The organism is Streptomyces sp. NBC_01003 (assembly GCF_045162695.1).
Classification (GTDB): Bacteria; Actinomycetota; Actinomycetes; order Streptomycetales; family Streptomycetaceae; genus Streptomyces.
Window position 1 is genome coordinate 9,659,156 of sequence record NZ_CP108707.1, and the last position, 15,994, is coordinate 9,675,149.

The following is a 15,994-nucleotide window of genomic DNA, read 5'->3' on the forward strand; positions in this document are numbered from 1 at the left end:
GTCGGTGTTCGTGGCGAACTCGGTGACCGCCCCTTGCAGCCCGAACTCGTGAGCAGGGGTGGTCTCCTGTAGGGCAGTGGCGGTGGGGTCAGCCCGCCTGGCCGCGCAACTGATGCGTATGCGTCGCCGGGGTCTCGCGGGCGGGGCGACGAGTGCGGCCTTGGCCTTGTGTGGGGAGGCGTTCCGTATTGCGGCTCAGGGGTGTCATGTTGAGGTCCGGGCTCAGGTGGAACGCAGGGTGCCGGTCCAGCTGCCTGACGGTCGGTGGGGGTGGGGTCCTGATCGGTCCGGTCCTGCGGAGGTATGAGGTATAGGGCCGTCCCCTTCAGTCGTGTTCTCGTCGGTCGCGACGGGGTGTTGGCCACTGGGTCGATCGGCTGAGGCGCGGTCGCTGATCAGTGGACGGTGTTGTGAGTTGTGGGGTAGTGGCTGTGCTCGGCGTTGCTGTGTTCCTGGCGGATCGTGTTCCGCGGGTGACGGGGACTCGGGGCTGGATCTGCTGGCGCAGGACCAAGGGGATTGTCGTCGATCGGTGTCGATCTCGTCCCAGAGGGTGACTCCGGGGGCCCGGGCCGTCCGGCGCGCTATGGAACAAGAACCCGTACTCATGAATGTCAGGCCGACGCAAGAGACCCCTTTCCGGGGGGACTTGGACGCCTGCGGGCGGTGCATGGTTGCCGCACTGGACCTCTGGTCGATGGGCGGTTACCGCTGGGAAGGGCTCTCCGTTACCTGGCGGCGTGAGCGATCAAGTGGTGCGCGACAGCGATCAGGCCGAAGCCTCGTCGGTCAGCGACGGCACCGCGCACGGGCGGAGGATCATGAGCGAGTCTTCCAAGGTCGCCACCATGGCAAAGGGGAACCGGTCGAGCTCGAGGCAGAGTGCGACGTCATCAGGATGGACTCCCTGACGCACGCCCTCCGCCAGCTCGGCGGCGGCGCGCGACTTGCCGGCGCGGCGGAGGAACTCAACTGCATCCGTCTCAGCCTCGGTGGCCCTCCGAGCGATGTATTGAGCGCACGCCAGATCTTCATCGGCCTGCCCATCCTCGCCAGTGACCACAAACGTGACAGCGTCACGCTCGCGTGTCCGCAAGAGCCGAGCCGTTGCCTCCGCCACCACGAAGCTGGCGCACAGCACCAGTGACGCCTCCTTGACCGCAAGGGCGCCGACGGTCCCTGCCGTGGTTTTCTGCACGACGGTCCGTCCGCCGAGGTCAATAGACCGCAGCAGGCCCGGCGAGTTGACGGTGTCGAACCCGGGCGCGGGCGGACCGTCTTTGAGCGTCGCCCAATCCGGGTGGCGACCCTTGAGCGCCAGGGCTTCCTCCAGCGACTCAGCAAGAACGATCTTTTCCGCTCCCTGGGCAAAGGCCCACGCAGCCACCGTGAAAGCGCGCATGACGTCGACCACGACCGCCACGGACGGGGCTTCGACCAGCTCGGAGATGCCAAGGAAATGAGCGTCCATCCGGTCATGATCTCGTACCCCCGACCCGAAGAACTCCGGCAGTGACGCGCATCACGTCGACGGTTTCGGAAGGCAACAACTCCGGCTGCCCGCGTCGCGAAAGCAGTGCGCAACGACGCGGGCCCCTTGGTGATCACGGCCGTCGACCAGTGTCCGACCGTGTCTCGATGAGGTCGTCGAGAGTCGGCCTCGCCTCCTCCACATGCGGCCTGCCCAAGTACATGGCGTCGAGGGCGCCTGTGTCGTGGCACCCCCCGGAGATCCACAGGCGACGCATCCGTGCAACGGCACCTCCTCGCCTCTGAGACGTCAAACCCGTTGCGCGAAACGGCATTTCGTGACCCCTTCCAGCGGTCGATACGGTCGGATTCATGGAATGGAATACTCAGTCAGCCGAAAGAATTGCGGCTGCCTTGCGTGCCGGTGAAGTGACCTCGGCGGAACTGACCGACGAGGCGATCACCCGTATTGAGCGGGACGACAAGGCGATCAATGCGATCTGTGTGCCGGACTTCGACCGTGCACGGGCCGCCGCGCGCGGTGCCGACCAGGCGCGCGCCCGCGGTGAGGACCGGCCGCTGCTCGGCATTCCGGTGACGGTAAAAGAGTCCTACAACATCGCCGGGCTGCCCACGACTTGGGGCATGCCGCTACACCGGGACTACATGCCGGCCGAGGACGCGGTGCAGGTGTCGCGGCTCAAGTCCGCGGGCGCGGTGGTGCTCGGTAAGACCAACGTGCCCTTTGGACTGCAAGATGTGCAGAGCTTCAACGAGATCCACGGCACCACCAACAACCCGTGGGATCACGGTCGCACGCCGGGTGGATCCTCCGGCGGATCAGCGGCGGCCCTCGCTTCCGGATTCGGCGCGCTGTCCATCGGCTCCGACATCGGCGGCTCGTTGCGCACCCCCGCACATTTCTGCGGTGTCTACGCACACAAGCCGACACTCGGGCTGGCGGCGAGCCGCGGTATGGTCCCGCCGCCCGCGCCGGCATTGCCGGCCGAACCTGACCTCGCCGTCGTCGGTCCGATGGCGCGTACAGCCCGCGACCTCACGCTCCTGCTCGACGTCATGGCCGGACCGGACCCGCTGACGTTCGGTGTGGCGCACGACTTGACGCTGCCGCTCGCGCGCCGCGAGCGGCTCTGCGACTTCCGGGTCCTGGTCCTCGACGAGCATCCGCTCATTCCGACTGGGGCCGCCGTGCGGGCGGGCGTGAACCGGGTGGCCGACGCACTTGTCGACGGCGGCGCCCGCGTCGAACGGCACAGTCCGCTGCTGCCCGATCTGACCGAAGCCGCGATGCTCTACACGCAGTTGCTGTTTTCGAGCCAGGTTGCACGTTTTCCCGTCGAAGCGTACGAGCAGCTGCGGACCCGCGCCGCCGGACTGGGCGCAGACGACCAGAGTCTCGATGCGGCGCGGCTGCGCGCCATGGTGTTCAGCCACCGCGACTGGATCGAGGCGAACAGCCGTCGCGAGCTCCACCGCCACGGCTGGCGGCAGCTCTTCGCCGAGTTCGACGCCGTGGTGTGTCCCATCACGCCCACTCCCGCGTTCCCGCACGACCACAACCCCGATCCAAGGGAACGCCGGATCGACATCGACGGTGTCGAGTACCCGTACTTCGACCAGCTCGTCTGGGCCGGTCTGCCCACCATGCCCGGCCTACCCGCCACCGCCATACCAGCGGGCCGGTCCCCGGAGGGTCTGCCGGTGGGAGTGCAGCTCATCGGTCCGATGTTCGAGGACCGCACCCCGCTGCGGCTGGCCGAACTGCTCGAGCAGAAGATCGGCGGCTTCCAGGCACCGACATAGGGCGTACTACCAGGGTGTCCGTCGAGGGCGCGGTGCGGATCACGACGAGATCCTCCGAATGCGCACACCAGCGACTTCAAGCCCGCTCTGGTGCAAGGGGTTCTGGCGTGGGGGCCTCCGGTTGAAGCTGCTGACAAGGCCCTGCGGGGCCGTTCACCGGGGGAAGCATGGGGGCGACGACCAGGAAGCCGCCCCCATGCTCAGCCCTTTGAGGTCTCGGCTACATCGACCGTTTCGGAGCCTTCGCGACGTATCCGCTCAGCCCCCCAGGCGCCGAGCGGACCGAGCGCTTGATTGAGCGTGCGCCCGTGCTCAGTCAGGGAGTACTCCACCCGTGGCGGCACCTCGGCATAGACCTCCCTGTGCACGAGTCCGTCCGCCTCCATCTCACGCAGATGCTGCGTCAGCATCTTCTCGCTCACTCCCGGCAGACCGCGACGGAGAGCGGCGAAGCGGCGTACGCGATGGGCATCGAGTTCCCAGAGGATCAGTCCCTTCCATTTGCCGCTCACCACGTCGAGGGCGGCGTCGATGCCGCAGATATAAGGCCCGCTTCTCGGCGCCAAGGCCATCACTGATCCCCTTACGAAAAGGTAAGTACCGCAGAAAATAGTGGGTACTTCCGAGCCTAGTCGTGCTCTCCGATCATGGAGGGGTGAACGAACAACAGAACCGCACCACCAGGCAGAACAGCGCTGTCACCGTGATCGGGCTTGGCCCGATGGGCCAGGCGATGACACGCACCCTCCTCACTGCCGGCCACCCGGTCACCGTCTGGAACCGCACCGCCGGTCGGGCCGACGGTGTCGTGAGCGACGGAGCAACGCTCGCGGCGACGCCCAGCGAGGCGGTCGAAGCGAGTGACCTCGTGATCCTCAGCCTCACCGACTACCAGGCGATGTACGACGTCCTTGACGGCGCCACCGAATCGCTCGCCGGCCGGACGCTGGTCAACCTGAGTTCTGACACTCCCGACCGCACACGCGAGGCAGCGACCTGGGCAGCGGGCCACGAAGCCACCTTCCTCGCCGGAGGTGTCATGGTCCCCGCGCCGATGGTCGGTACGGAGGCTGCCCATGTCTACTACAGCGGCCGCGACGAGGCCATGGAGAGCCACCTGACGACGTTGACACTGCTCGGAACACCGAAGCACCTGGGGGAGGACCCGGGCCTCGCGCAGCTGATGTATCAAGCCCAACTCGCGGTGTTCCTCACCACCTTGTCCAGCCTGATGCACGCCACCGCGATGCTGGGCACCGCAGGAATGAAGGCCAAGGAAGCACTGCCGGAGTTGCTCTCCTCCGCCGACTCGATCGGCGACATCCTTAGGGCCGGTGAAGAGACCCCCGGCGCCGCGCTTGATGCCGGAGAGCATCCCGGCGACCTCAGCACGGTCACCATGATGGGTGCGACGTCCGACCACATCGTCGAGACCAGTACGTCACTCGGCCTCGACCTCGCACTCCCACTGGCCGTGCAGGCCCACTATCGGCGCGCGATCAGGGACGGACATGGCAGCGACAACTGGACTCGCATCATCGACAGCATCCGCGAACCACGATGACCGAACTCGGGACCGATGCGTACACGCCCAGCCGCGACTCCGCCCCGGACTCCACCGCCTCCTTGCGCCCTCGGCGGACCGTCACCCGGCAACTGACCCGGCAGGGAGTGGGGCAACCCCACTGGGGCCCCTGTTGCTGTGGCGGCATTGCCCCCCGGTTCAGGCGCCGTTGCCGTCCGCCACACATCTCGTGGACAGCAACAGCCTGTCGACATGGTCGGCGGTGAGGTGCGTGGTGATAGTGACCTGGTCTTCTACAACCACCCGTCCCAGGACGGTGCGGAAGAGGGTCTCTCGAGGGCCTGGCCGTCGACGGTCCGCCGGAATTTCGCGGTGCGGCGCCCAAGAGGGTCGTAGCGGCTCGCCCACCCACGCGGCATCGTGCAGACCGCGATCGAAGCAGTCCTCGACCAGCTGTGGGACCTGCGCATCTCGAATCCCAAGGTGCCTGACCGCCCCTGGGCCCTTCCACCGGTGCCCCGTGGCGCTGCAGGCTACGTTCCGAGCCCAGCGTGTCTCCGGGCTCGCCGTCACTTCATCCCGGGGAGGGACCGCATGACTGTGACCGTCCTGGACACCACCGGTACTAAGCTGTACGAGCAGGCCGACCACTTACGCGCAGCCGGCCCGGCAACGCGGGTCGAGATGCCCGCCGGACTGATCGCATGGTCGGTCACCCGCGGAGAAGTGGTGACCAAGCTGCTGGTCGACCCCCGCGTCTCCAAGGACGCCCGCAAGAGCTGGCCCGGCTACCGGCCCTTCGCCGTGCCGTGGCTTGCCGCCTGGGTCGACGTGATCAGCATGTTCACCACCGACGGTGACGGCCATCAGCGGTTGAGGAACCTCGTCGGCAAGGCTTTCACGGCCCGCCGGATCGAGGCCATGGGTCCGGCCGTCGAGGCCATCGTCGCTCGCTTGCTGGACCAGATGGAGACGCACGGCCCCGGGGCCTGGCTCGACCTGCGCACCGCGTTCTCCTATCCGGTCCCGACCAGCGTGATCTGCGACCTGTTCGGTGTCCCCGAGGAACAGCGACCGCAGATGCTCGAGGTCATCGACTCGGTCCTGGACTCCAGTGCCGACGACGACCGGGCGACCGAGATCCGCGACGCCATGTACCGGGCGATGCAAACCCTCATCGCCCACAAGCGCGACCAGCCCGGCGAGGACATGACCAGCGTGCTCCTGGACACCCAACAGGCAGGCGACGCCCCGCTCACCGGGGACGAATTGGTCAGCACCCTCATCCTCATGATCGGAGCCGGCAGCGAGACCGCGGTCTCGCTGATCAACCACGCAGTCGTCGAACTGGCACAGCACCCCGACCAGCTCGCCGCGGTCCTCGCGGACCCAAGTCGCTGGGACGACGTCGTCGAGGAGACACTGCGCAAGCACCCGCCGATCATGCACCTTCCACTGCGCTACGCGACCGACGACATCGACCTCGGAGGGAACCTGACCATCAGGAAAGGCGACCTCATCCTGATCGGCTTCGGCGCCCACGGCCGCGACCCCGAAGTGAATCCCGACCCCGACCAGTTCAACATCGACCGCGAAGACCGCCGACACCTGGCCTTCGGACACGGGATCCACTTCTGCCTGGGCGCCGCCCTGGCCCGCCTCGAAGCCCGCGTAGCCCTGCCCGCCCTGTTCCACCGCTTTCCGCGACTGCAACTGGCCACCCAGCCCGCCGAGTTCCAGCCGCAGTCCTCCTTCATCGGCAACGACTACCGCTCCGTGCCGGTCAAGCTCACGCCCGACGCGGCCTGACAACGCGGGACAAGCCCCCGCTGAGAACCGGCTCGGATGGTGAAACACCCCCGGCGCCATCCGAGCCGGTTCCATGCCGCGGACTCCGCCGCCGCGAAGCCAGCCGTCCCTTCACCCGCTCGACGGGCACAGGCAAGGTCGTTGGCCTGATCGAACAGAGACGTAGGGACGGGCTGTCCCTCCTCGTCGAGGGCGACACGACGGAAGGCCCGGGTGGCTTCGTGCCCGGACTCGGCGCGGAGCACGGCGTGGAAGGGCTCTTGGGCTACACGACATGGAGGTCGTGTCGGTGCGCAAAGGCTGATGAGCGCCGATCGCCACTGGGCAGGGGCCGGTCGCCGGTTTCATCGGCGCGTCCTCCGTTCCGGGTGGAGCGGCGATGGCCCGGACCATGGCCGCGATCGGGGCCCGTTGCGCGAGCGCGGGGTCGACGCCGTCGATGGCTGAGTCCCACAGAGATGGCTGAGTTCCACGGAGCGTAGGGGTCCTGTCAGACGACCCTTACGACGATGCCGGTGCCTTCGAGCGCGGTGATCTCGTCGGCGGGTGCTGTGGTGTCGGTGACGAGGGTGTGCAGGAGTGTGGAGGGGCCGACGTAGGCGTAGGCGGTGTGGCCGAGCTTGCTGGCGTCGGCGGCGACGATGATGCGGCGCGTGGCGGCGATGCCGGCCTTCTTCACGGCGGCGTCATCGAGGTCGTAAGCGGTCAGGCCCTCGGCTGCGCTCAGACCGCAGCAGCCCATGACAGCGGTGTCGAAACGCAGAGCCGCCAGGGAGGCGAGGGTGAGGGGGCCGGTGAGAGCCCCCTCGGCGGCCCGCGGCTGCCCGCCGGGCACCATCAGAGTGGCCTGGCTCGGGCCCTCGCCGAGTGCATGGATGGCCTGCAAGGACAGGGGCATCACCGTGACCGGCCGCCGGCGCAGCAGGTGGGCGATCTCCAGGCAGGTGGTGCCGCTGTCGAGGAGGACGGTCTCGCCGTCGGCGATGAGTGAGGCGACGTGGGCCGCGATGCGGCGTTTGGCGTCGACGGCCTCGTGAGCGCGCAGCGCGAAGGGCGGCTCCTCGCCCCGGAGCAGCAAGGTGCGCGCCCCGCCGCGGACGCGCTCAAGGACGCCTTGCGCGGCCAGCGCGTCGAGGTCGCGCCGGATGGTCATCTCGGAGGCACCGGTCAGTTCGGCGAGCTCCTGGACGGTGATCCTTCCCGACTCTCTGACGGTCTGCGCGATCATCCCGTGCCGGTCTGCGTTGCTCATGCCACGATTGAACACCGGCCAAAACGAACAGTCAATGTGTGCGAAGTGACAGTGTTCGATCGCATGGAATGTTCGTTACTGTAGTTGTCATGATTCATTCGCTTCGAAACGCTCGAATAGCGACCTTTGCGTATTTCGTGCTCTGCGGCACCGTGATGGGTACCTGGGTGGTGAACATCCCCGCCATCGAGGAGCGCGTGGGCATCAGCCACGCGACGCTCGGGGCACTCCTGGTGTTGTTGGGCCTCGGCGCCTTCATCGGCATGCAGGTGGCCGGGCGCCTGACCGACCGCCTCGGAGCGCGCGTCGTCGTCCCCGCCACCGGTGCACTGTGCAGCGCGAGCCTGGTGCTGCCCGGCCTTTCGCGAGAGCCGTGGACTCTGGCAGGTGCCCTGCTGGTCCTCGGTTTCTGCAACGGCTGCCTGGACGTGAGCATGAACGCCCACGCTGTGCAGGTGGAGAAGGCGTACGGCCGACCTGTCATGTCGGCTTTCCACGCCACGTTCTCGGTCGGCGGCGTCCTCGCCGCGGTCGCCGGAGCGGCTACGGCGGGCGCCGGCCTGAACCCTGCCGCGGGCATGGCCGCCATGGGGGCCCTGGGTATCGTGACCGCCCTGGTGTCGGCACGCACCCTGCTGCCGGCCGCCCTCACGGCTGCCGACACCGACGCGGTGGAGGAGGCCGGGCAAGCGCCGGCCGCCAAGCGCCGGAGCGCCGGCGGACGTATCTGGCTCCTCGCCGCCCTGGCTCTGATGGTCATGCTGTGCGAGGGAGCCGCCAATGACTGGAGCGCCCTGCACCTGGAGGACGTTCTCGGCGCATCCGCGAGTACGGCAGCCTTCGCGTACGGCACCTTCGCGGCGACCATGACCATCGGCCGGCTCCTCGCCGACCGCCTCGTCACCCGCTTCGGGGCCATGGCAATCCTCCGTTACGGCGCGGCCGCGGCCGCCGTCGGCATCACGGTCGTGGCTCTGTCACCGTGGATGTGGGCCGCGTTCGCAGGCTGGGCGCTATTCGGTCTGGGGCTGTCCGGCTGTGTCCCGCAACTGTTCAGCGCGGCCGGGCACGCCGATCCCTCCGCTGCAGGGGCCAACGTCTCCCGCGTCGCCGGGCTGGGCTATGTCGGCATGCTCGCCGGCCCCGCCGTCATCGGCTGGCTGACCCACCTCGTCGCCTTGAACCACGCCTTCGTACTGCTGACGCTGCTGTGTGCGATCACCGCCGTGGCCGCCGGGGTCCTGCGCACCGGATCCGAGCGCCCGCGCGAGGCGGCAGCGAGCAGCAACTGAACGCCCCTCGGGATCCGAAGGAACTCACGACCATGTCCACCGACCGGAGCATCGTGCTGTTCGACCTATTCGGGGTCATCGCCCGCCACCAACGCCCGGGCGCCCTGGAAGAGATGGCCGCCCGCTGCCACGCACCCACCGACGCCTTCACCACGGCCTATTGGGCTTGTCGCCCGACCTACGACGCCGGTCAGCAGTCCGCGCACGAGTACTGGAACGCCGTACTGCGATGGCTGTCGCGGTCCGCCGATGCCGGCACGATCGAGGAACTGCGCCTCACCGACATTGACAGCTGGTCACGCGTCGACACCCGGATGGTCGCCTACGTCCGGTCTCTGCGCGGCGTCGCCGAGGTCGCCCTGCTGTCCAACATCCCCTGCGACCACGCGGACGCCTTCCTCGCCGCGCAGCCCTGGCTGCACGATCTGGATCACGTCGCCTTCTCCGGGAAGATCAAAGCGGCGAAACCGGACCCGGCAGCCTTCCGACACTGCGCCGTCGCCATGCGAGCCGCCCCGGCCGACTTCCTCTTCGTCGACGACCGAGAGGAGAACGTACGCGCCGCACAGGCCACCGGTATGAACGGGCACGTCTTCACCGATCGCGACGAGCTGGCAGCCGTCATCGACCACTGGTTGACGACTCGACGACCTACGGGGAAATGACACCTGACATGAGGGCGGGACTTCAGGAGTGCGCCGACTTCGGCCCGATTGCCCATAGACCCAGCGCAGGGATACGGCGTGGCCGGTGGGTGCCCCTGCCCATACACCTCACCACACATGCTCCCGGAACCCCGGCCGCCATCGGCCGACTGCCGGATGCCCCACGCTCGACCGTGTCGAGAGGACCCGGACGCGGGTGGCGGAGCGAGGCAGGTGGGGCGAGGATGGCGCGGAAGGGAGTCCCAGGAAGGTGGTGCGCGCATGGCGGAAGAAGCCGGTGGACCGGCGGCTGACGCGTTCCTCTACGGCTCCCCGATGGCCTTCTGCCTGGAGCAGGTCGCGCGGTCCACCCGCGAGGGGATCCCTGCGCCGCCCGCCGCCCCGTTCGACGCCTTCAGCCACGCCACGGCGCCGGCCGGACCGCGGGACGCGTTCGTCAGGGACAACAACGACACGCTCTACTCCTCGACACAGCTGGACCTCAACGGCGGTCTGCTGCTGCGGCTCCGTGACACGGCCGGGCGTTACTGCGTGATGCAGTTCGTCGACACCTGGATCGACCACTTCGCCTACCTCGGCCACCGTGCCACCGGAACCGGAACAGGCACCTTCCTGCCCGTCCCGCGTGAGTCCCAACCGCGCCCGGAAGCCCTCGACGGCTCGTGCACCCTGCCGCCCCTCAACACCGCTCAACCGGCGTGAAACAGTCGGACAGGAGGGACGCACGTGGTTGACGCCGACCCCCACCGCGGCACGGAAGCATCGGACTCGGCCGTGCTGGAAGCACTGTTCACACAAGCACCGCTCGGCCTCTTCCTTCTCGACGAACAGCTGCGGGTGCGTCGCTACAACACATCGTCCCGTGGCCTGCGTGGCATCTCTGCCGAGCGGGTACTCGGGCGGACGTTCGGAGAGGTCAGTTCGGGCCTCGACACCACGGAGCTCGCCGCCCTCGCTCGGGAAACGCTCCGCACGGGTCAGTCCGTGCTGTGGCACACCCTGAAGGGCACGCCGGCCACCCGACCGGACGAGGACTTGACGGTCTCGGTGTCCATGTACCAGGTGGACGACGCGGCCAACGGGCAGCCCGGTGTGCTCCTGGTGGTCGAGGACGTGACCGAACGTGAGGCGGCCCGGGCGCGGCTCGATCTCCTCTACGACACTCGCCGGACCGTCGGCACGACGCTGGATGCGACGACTACCGCCCGCGAACTGGCGAGCGCGGTGGTGCCGGCCCTCGCCGACGCCGTGACCGTGCACATCCTGGATGGGGTACTGCGCGGTGAGCCTCGCCGTCGGGGACGGGTCGACGCCGCAGAGCCGCTGCGCCGGGTGGCCTTCCTGAACGGGCCCGACACACACGCCGGCGGAAGGGACACGATCCTTGAGACGCTGCCCCTGGCCACCCCCTTCACTCGGAGCCTCGAGGACGCCACGCCCCGCCTGGTCACGCACCTGGACGCCGAGGGGGTCTGGTCCCCCGAGCTGTCCGAGCACGCCGACGCACTTGCCGCCGCGGGCGTCCACTCGTTGATGGCCGTGCCCCTCGTCGTACCCGATGCCGTGCTCGGTGTCGTCACGCTCTACCGCTCGGAGCGGCCCCAGGCGTACACACAGCAGGATCTCGATCTGGCGGTGCAGGTCGCCTCCCGGGCCGCCCTCGGCATCGACCACGCGTCGAGTTACACACGTGAGCGGAACACAGCCATGGCTCTCCAGCGGCATCTGCTGCCGAGCCGTATGCCGGAGTTGACGACTGTCGAGACGGCGCATCTGTCCTTGTCCTTGACGGCCGGCGGGGACTGGTTCGACGTGATCGAACTGTCCGGAGCCCGCGTCGGCCTCGTCGTCGGCGACGTCGTGGGACACGGGATCGAGGTCGCTGCCATGATGGGGCGACTCCGTACCGCCCTGCGCACGCTCGCCGAACTCGACCTGGAGCCGGACGAGTTGCTGACCCACCTCGACGAGATCGCTGCCCGGCTCGCCAGCGAGAACGTCGACGCCAATGGGTTGGGCCACGATGAGGACATCCCTACCGGCGGACGGGTCGCCACCTGCGCGTACGCCGTTTACGACCCGGTGAAGCGCCGGCTGACCCTCGCCTCCGCCGGGCACCCCGCCCCGCTGATCGTCTCGCCGGCCGGAGAGGTCACCACTGTGGAGGCCGACGCGGGCGCCGCGCTCGGCACGGCCCACGGCACATACGAGACAGCCACGTACGACCTCGACGACGGCGCCGTCCTCTGCATGTACACCGACGGACTGCTCGCGGGCGGTGACGAGGCGGCCGACACGCTCCGGCGGATTCTCGCCCACCAGGACCGCGCGCTGCCCGAGATGGCCGACGCGATCGCCTACGCCCTGACCGACGAGCAGGCCGAGGACGACGCCGTGCTGCTCCTCGCACGCGCCCACGGTCTCGCCGATGACCAGGTGGCCCAGTGGGACCTGCCGTCCGACCCGTCGGTGGTCGCCACGGCGAGGTCCCTGGGCGAACGGCAGCTGGCCGGCTGGGGGCTGGAGGACATCGCGTTCGAAACCGAACTGATCATCAGCGAACTGGTGACGAATGCCATCCGATACGGCGAGGGCCCGGTGCGTCTCCGGCTCATCCGCGACCGGCACCTGACGTGCGAGGTCACCGACGGAGCCAGTACCTCGCCACACATGCGCCGCGCCCACGACACCGACGAGGGCGGTCGCGGACTGTATCTCGTGATGACCATGAGCCACCGCTGGGGCACGCGCTACGCCGCGCGAGGCAAGACGGTCTGGGCGCAGCAAACCCTTCCCGCCCGGACCGACGAGGGCGCTCGATCGGCACAGTGAAGCAGCCGACCGCCATGCAGCTCCGCACGGCCAACGGCCTCATTGCACTGCTGACCGCAACGTCCCTGCCCCGATGACCCGCAGGCCTCCTGAACCGATCGGGTCACGGACCCAGTTCTCCGCAGTGATCGCCAAGCCAGGCATCAAGACCGCGACGGCCAGTAATGCGGGTGGCGATGCGGCGGCGCACTACAGCCGGCGGGGTGCCGCGCTCGGGCGTGGACACGGACACGATCGCGCCATCCCCAGAACTGGATCACGCTACGTCGTCGCACGACGTCTGCGACGGTCACCAGAGCGGACCCGCGACCCGGCCGGAGGGTGCGCTCCGATCTGCGAAAAGCGCGGTGGCGCTGGATGAGCTGCCGGACGGGTGCGCCCTGCGCTCGTACTACGCTGCCAAGGTGACGAACCCCAGCGAGCCCCAGGACCCGCAGTCGGCCGCGCGGGGCTCGGCCGTGGTGCGGGGCGGCCGCACGAGCTCCGATGGCAGCGGCGCTGTCGGCCAGGGCCGCCCGGCGAACCAGGGGCGGCGGGTCGCGGCTCGCAACCGTTCCGCTCTCATCGTCGCAGCCCGCGAGGTCTTCGCCGAGCAGGGCCTGAACGCCCCGCTGTCCGCCGTCGCGCGCCGCGCGGGGGTGGGGCAGGGCAGTCTCTACCGGCACTTCGCCGACCGCTTCGCGCTGGCCTCCGCCGTCCTGGACGAGAACGTCCAGCAGATCGAGCGGGCCGGGGCCGAGCCGGGCGCGAGCCTCAAGGGCGTTCTGGGCGTGGTCACTTGGCACCTGACCCGCTCGACGGCATTCGTCGACCTGCTGCGCGTGCGCGGGGACGGCGAGCAGGCCCGCGCGCTGGCCGAGCGCGTCCGCACTGTCCTGGCCCGGTGCCTGCCCGCCGGGCATCGCCTGTCCGCCGACGACGTCATGCTCGCCGTCGCGATGGTCTCCGGCGCCGTCAGCGGCCCCACCCCGGCGGAACGAGCGCGCGTCGCCGTTGCGGCTTGGGGACTGCTCGGCGTCGAGGTGGGGCCATTGCGGCCTTGCGAGGCGGTCGTGGACGTGTGACCGTCAGCCGCCGTTGGACTGGCGGATGCCCTTGGCCAGTGCGGTGAACGTGAAGACGTACCCGCCGTCGGGGCCGCTGACGGTCATATAGGCCTTCGTGCCGCCCGGAGCGATCGCGACGTTGGTCGCCGATTTGAGACCCTCGGCGTCCTTGGCAGGGACCTCGGCGGTGGCCAGACGCGCCCCGTACTTGCTGTAGACGGCGATGGCGGGTCGGCCGTGCAGCGCCTGGTAGAGGTTGCCGTCGGCGTCCACGGCGATGGAGTCGGTCTGGGCCAGGCCGCCGTCGACATGGATGGCCTCGTGCCGGGAGGTCACAGCGGCCTTGCCGGCATCGAGCAACAGGTAGGAGATGGTGTCCTCGGCGAGCTCGCTGATCCACAGGCCGTGCAGGCCGGGGTCGAACATGACTCCATTGGGCTGGGCGAGCCCGTCGGCCAGGACGCTGCTCTTCGTGCCGTCGCGGTCGATGCGCACGATGCGGCCGTCGGTCTCGTCCGGCTCCGTGCCGTGCGCGTCGCTCACGTACAGATTGCCCTCGTCGTCGAAGGCGATGTCGTCAGGGGTCATCTTGGAGCCGTCGACCGCACCGGAGAAGAACGTGCGCGGATCCGAGCCGTCCGGCGCGAGGCTGACGATCGAACCGGTGGCGAAGTCGGTCAGGTACAGGCGGCCGTCGTGCGGGCTTGTCTGCGCGGAGGTGTAGGCGCCGGTCCTGTCGGTGTAGACGCCCTTGTGCTCACCGGTGGCCACATCGACGGAGATGAGCTTGGGCTCGCCCGGGGGCGCGGTGACGTCCACGACGTACAGCCGGCCGTCCTCGTACAGGACGGGGCCCTCCAGCAGAGTCATGCCGGTGGCTTCGTGCACGTCGGTCACGTGCGCGAGCTGGGTGGCACGGATGTTCCTGCCCTCGCCGGGCGGCATGGGGTTCTTCGAGGCCGGGGCGCCGCCGGTCTGAGTGCCGCAGCCGGTCAGTGCCAGCAAGCCGACGGCGGCCAGACCCGCCAGGGCGCGGGGCGTGCGGTACGTGGTCATGCGGTGATGTGCTCCTTCCTGTCATCCGGGAGATCCGGACGTCGTGACGTGCAGGAGGCGTACTCCCGGCCGTGGTGCGGGTGTTCAGCAACTGGGCTCTCCCGCCGGGAAGTTCGGCACGAGGGGGGACGACCCGGCCGGGCAGCTGTCAGGCGGCGGACCAGCCGCCGTCGGAGGGCAGGATCGCGCCGTTGATGTTCACCGCGTCCTTGCTGAGGAGGAAAGTGATCGAGGCGGCCAGCTCCTCGGCCATGGCCAGGCCGGGGATCGCGACGCGCATCTTCGCGGTCCGGGACGAGCCGTACGGGGCGGCGGCGGGGACGTGGATTCCGGTGGCCACCGCGCCCGGTGCGACGGCGTTGACCTGCACGCCGGTGCCCGCGTACTGGTAGGCCGACGATTTCGTCAGGCCCACCAGCGCGTGCTTGGAGGTGGTGTAGGCGGCACCGGCCGCCGAGCCGCGCAGGGCGGCTTCGGACACGATGTTGACGATCCGGCCGCCGCCGGCGGCGAGCATGCCGGGCACGACGGCGCGCATCAGGCGCATGGGTCCCTCGACGTTGATGCGCATGACGCGATCCCAGATCGTGTCGTCGACCTCATGCACGGCGGCGTCGTCGTCCATCACGCCCGCGACGTTCGCCAACGCGTCCACGCGACCGCCGGCGGCGGCCAGGACGGCGTCGGCGGACGTGGGCGAGGTGATGTCGGCGGTGACCGGCGCGACCGCCTCTCCCAGGTCGGCCGTCAGGGCCGCGAGGCCGTCGGCGGAGACGTCGACGGCGATCACGCGGCCGCCCTCGCGCACGACGCGCGACGCGACGGCCTTGCCTATGCCGGAGGCGGCGCCGGTGACGACGACGGTCTGGCCGCTGAAGCGACCGTGCGTGATCTGTTCGGTCCACGGTTCGGGGGCTGCGATCTCGACGCCCAGGTCGGGTTCAACGGCCACTGCGGTGCCGGCCGGGGGAGCGGTGGGCAGGCCCTCGGGGACCCGGCCGGTCTCAGCGGCGGTGACCAACGCGCCCACGAGCTCCGGCGGGAACTTCCCGCCGGACACCTTCACAAGCTGCTCCAGCGGCACGCCGAGAGCGGGGGCCAGGGCCTGCTCGCTCTGCCCCTGGGAGGCCAGCAGACCTCGCAGGACCTGCCCGGCGGCGTGATCCGCCAGCCAGTCGCGCAGAGGGGAAGCGGGGGTGAGGTTCGACATCGCGGGCCCTTCG

The 15,994-nt window shown here is 69.3% G+C and carries 13 protein-coding genes; 8 read left to right on the plus strand and 5 right to left on the minus strand.

Annotated features, from left to right (window positions below):
* Positions 1 to 769: 769 nt before the first annotated feature.
* The gene (locus OG698_RS44450; RefSeq protein ID WP_406109826.1) at positions 770 to 1,471 is read right to left on the minus strand and encodes a 2-phosphosulfolactate phosphatase; all 702 of its coding nucleotides are present in this window, start codon (positions 1,469 to 1,471) and stop codon (positions 770 to 772) included.
* Positions 1,472 to 1,842: 371 nt separating this feature from the next.
* Here OG698_RS44450 and OG698_RS44455 point away from each other — a divergent pair, with 371 nt between their 5' ends.
* Complete coding sequence (locus tag OG698_RS44455) at positions 1,843 to 3,294, plus strand: amidase (protein WP_406109827.1); 1,452 nt, start codon at positions 1,843 to 1,845, stop codon at positions 3,292 to 3,294.
* Between the two features lie 200 nt (positions 3,295 to 3,494).
* Here the strand turns inward: OG698_RS44455 and OG698_RS44460 are convergent, their stop codons facing one another.
* Complete coding sequence (locus OG698_RS44460; RefSeq protein WP_406109828.1) at positions 3,495 to 3,866, minus strand: winged helix-turn-helix transcriptional regulator; 372 nt, start codon at positions 3,864 to 3,866, stop codon at positions 3,495 to 3,497.
* Between the two features lie 83 nt (positions 3,867 to 3,949).
* On the opposite strand from OG698_RS44460, the gene OG698_RS44465 reads away from it, so the two are divergent.
* Both OG698_RS44465 and OG698_RS44470 read left to right on the plus strand, forming a co-directional pair.
* Positions 3,950 to 4,858 carry an NAD(P)-dependent oxidoreductase gene (locus OG698_RS44465; RefSeq protein ID WP_406109829.1) on the plus strand — a complete coding sequence of 303 codons (909 nt, stop codon included), beginning with the start codon at positions 3,950 to 3,952 and terminating at the stop codon, positions 4,856 to 4,858.
* 555 nt (positions 4,859 to 5,413) lie between these two features.
* Entirely contained in the window at positions 5,414 to 6,628 is a 1,215-nt protein-coding gene (locus tag OG698_RS44470; protein ID WP_406109830.1) for a cytochrome P450, read from the plus strand.
* A 490-nt stretch (positions 6,629 to 7,118) separates the two neighbouring features.
* Here the strand turns inward: OG698_RS44470 and OG698_RS44475 are convergent, their stop codons facing one another.
* Positions 7,119 to 7,880: a DeoR/GlpR family DNA-binding transcription regulator gene (locus OG698_RS44475; protein WP_406109831.1), complete on the minus strand. Its 762-nt coding sequence runs from the start codon at positions 7,878 to 7,880 to the stop codon at positions 7,119 to 7,121.
* A gap of 89 nt (positions 7,881 to 7,969) precedes the next feature.
* Between OG698_RS44475 and OG698_RS44480 the strand changes: the two genes are divergently transcribed.
* From OG698_RS44480 to OG698_RS44500, 5 genes are all read left to right on the plus strand, one after another.
* The gene (locus OG698_RS44480) at positions 7,970 to 9,172 is read left to right on the plus strand and encodes an MFS transporter (protein ID WP_406109832.1); all 1,203 of its coding nucleotides are present in this window, start codon (positions 7,970 to 7,972) and stop codon (positions 9,170 to 9,172) included.
* A 32-nt stretch (positions 9,173 to 9,204) separates the two neighbouring features.
* Entirely contained in the window at positions 9,205 to 9,837 is a 633-nt protein-coding gene (locus tag OG698_RS44485; protein ID WP_406109833.1) for an HAD family hydrolase, read from the plus strand.
* A gap of 261 nt (positions 9,838 to 10,098) precedes the next feature.
* Positions 10,099 to 10,539 carry a DUF1254 domain-containing protein gene (locus OG698_RS44490; protein ID WP_406109834.1) on the plus strand — a complete coding sequence of 147 codons (441 nt, stop codon included), beginning with the start codon at positions 10,099 to 10,101 and terminating at the stop codon, positions 10,537 to 10,539.
* A gap of 24 nt (positions 10,540 to 10,563) precedes the next feature.
* Positions 10,564 to 12,669, plus strand: a complete 2,106-nt coding sequence (locus tag OG698_RS44495) for a SpoIIE family protein phosphatase (protein ID WP_406109835.1) — start codon at positions 10,564 to 10,566, stop codon at positions 12,667 to 12,669.
* A 461-nt stretch (positions 12,670 to 13,130) separates the two neighbouring features.
* Positions 13,131 to 13,733 (plus strand): TetR/AcrR family transcriptional regulator, encoded by a 603-nt coding sequence (locus tag OG698_RS44500; RefSeq protein WP_406111633.1) that lies wholly within the window; start codon positions 13,131 to 13,133, stop codon positions 13,731 to 13,733.
* A gap of 3 nt (positions 13,734 to 13,736) precedes the next feature.
* Here OG698_RS44500 and OG698_RS44505 read toward each other — a convergent pair whose 3' ends face one another.
* Positions 13,737 to 14,771, minus strand: coding sequence for an SMP-30/gluconolactonase/LRE family protein (locus tag OG698_RS44505; RefSeq protein WP_406109836.1), 1,035 nt, complete (start codon positions 14,769 to 14,771; stop codon positions 13,737 to 13,739).
* Positions 14,772 to 14,919: 148 nt separating this feature from the next.
* Positions 14,920 to 15,981 (minus strand): SDR family NAD(P)-dependent oxidoreductase, encoded by a 1,062-nt coding sequence (locus tag OG698_RS44510; RefSeq protein ID WP_406109837.1) that lies wholly within the window; start codon positions 15,979 to 15,981, stop codon positions 14,920 to 14,922.
* Positions 15,982 to 15,994: the final 13 nt, after the last annotated feature.

Bases quoted from the DNA above. Each gene is read 5' to 3' on its own strand.
- OG698_RS44460 (WP_406109828.1), bottom strand. From the start codon at position 3,866: ATGGCCTTGGCGCCGAGAAGCGGGCCTTATATCTGCGGCATCGACGCC.
- OG698_RS44475 (WP_406109831.1), bottom strand. From the start codon at position 7,880: ATGAGCAACGCAGACCGGCACGGGATGATCGCGCAGACCGTCAGAGAG.
- OG698_RS44490 (WP_406109834.1), top strand. From the start codon at position 10,099: ATGGCGGAAGAAGCCGGTGGACCGGCGGCTGACGCGTTCCTCTACGGC.
- OG698_RS44450 (WP_406109826.1), bottom strand. From the start codon at position 1,471: ATGGACGCTCATTTCCTTGGCATCTCCGAGCTGGTCGAAGCCCCGTCC.
- OG698_RS44510 (WP_406109837.1), bottom strand. From the start codon at position 15,981: ATGTCGAACCTCACCCCCGCTTCCCCTCTGCGCGACTGGCTGGCGGAT.
- OG698_RS44485 (WP_406109833.1), top strand. From the start codon at position 9,205: ATGTCCACCGACCGGAGCATCGTGCTGTTCGACCTATTCGGGGTCATC.
- OG698_RS44480 (WP_406109832.1), top strand. From the start codon at position 7,970: ATGATTCATTCGCTTCGAAACGCTCGAATAGCGACCTTTGCGTATTTC.
- OG698_RS44505 (WP_406109836.1), bottom strand. From the start codon at position 14,771: ATGACCACGTACCGCACGCCCCGCGCCCTGGCGGGTCTGGCCGCCGTC.
- OG698_RS44455 (WP_406109827.1), top strand. From the start codon at position 1,843: ATGGAATGGAATACTCAGTCAGCCGAAAGAATTGCGGCTGCCTTGCGT.
- OG698_RS44470 (WP_406109830.1), top strand. From the start codon at position 5,414: ATGACTGTGACCGTCCTGGACACCACCGGTACTAAGCTGTACGAGCAG.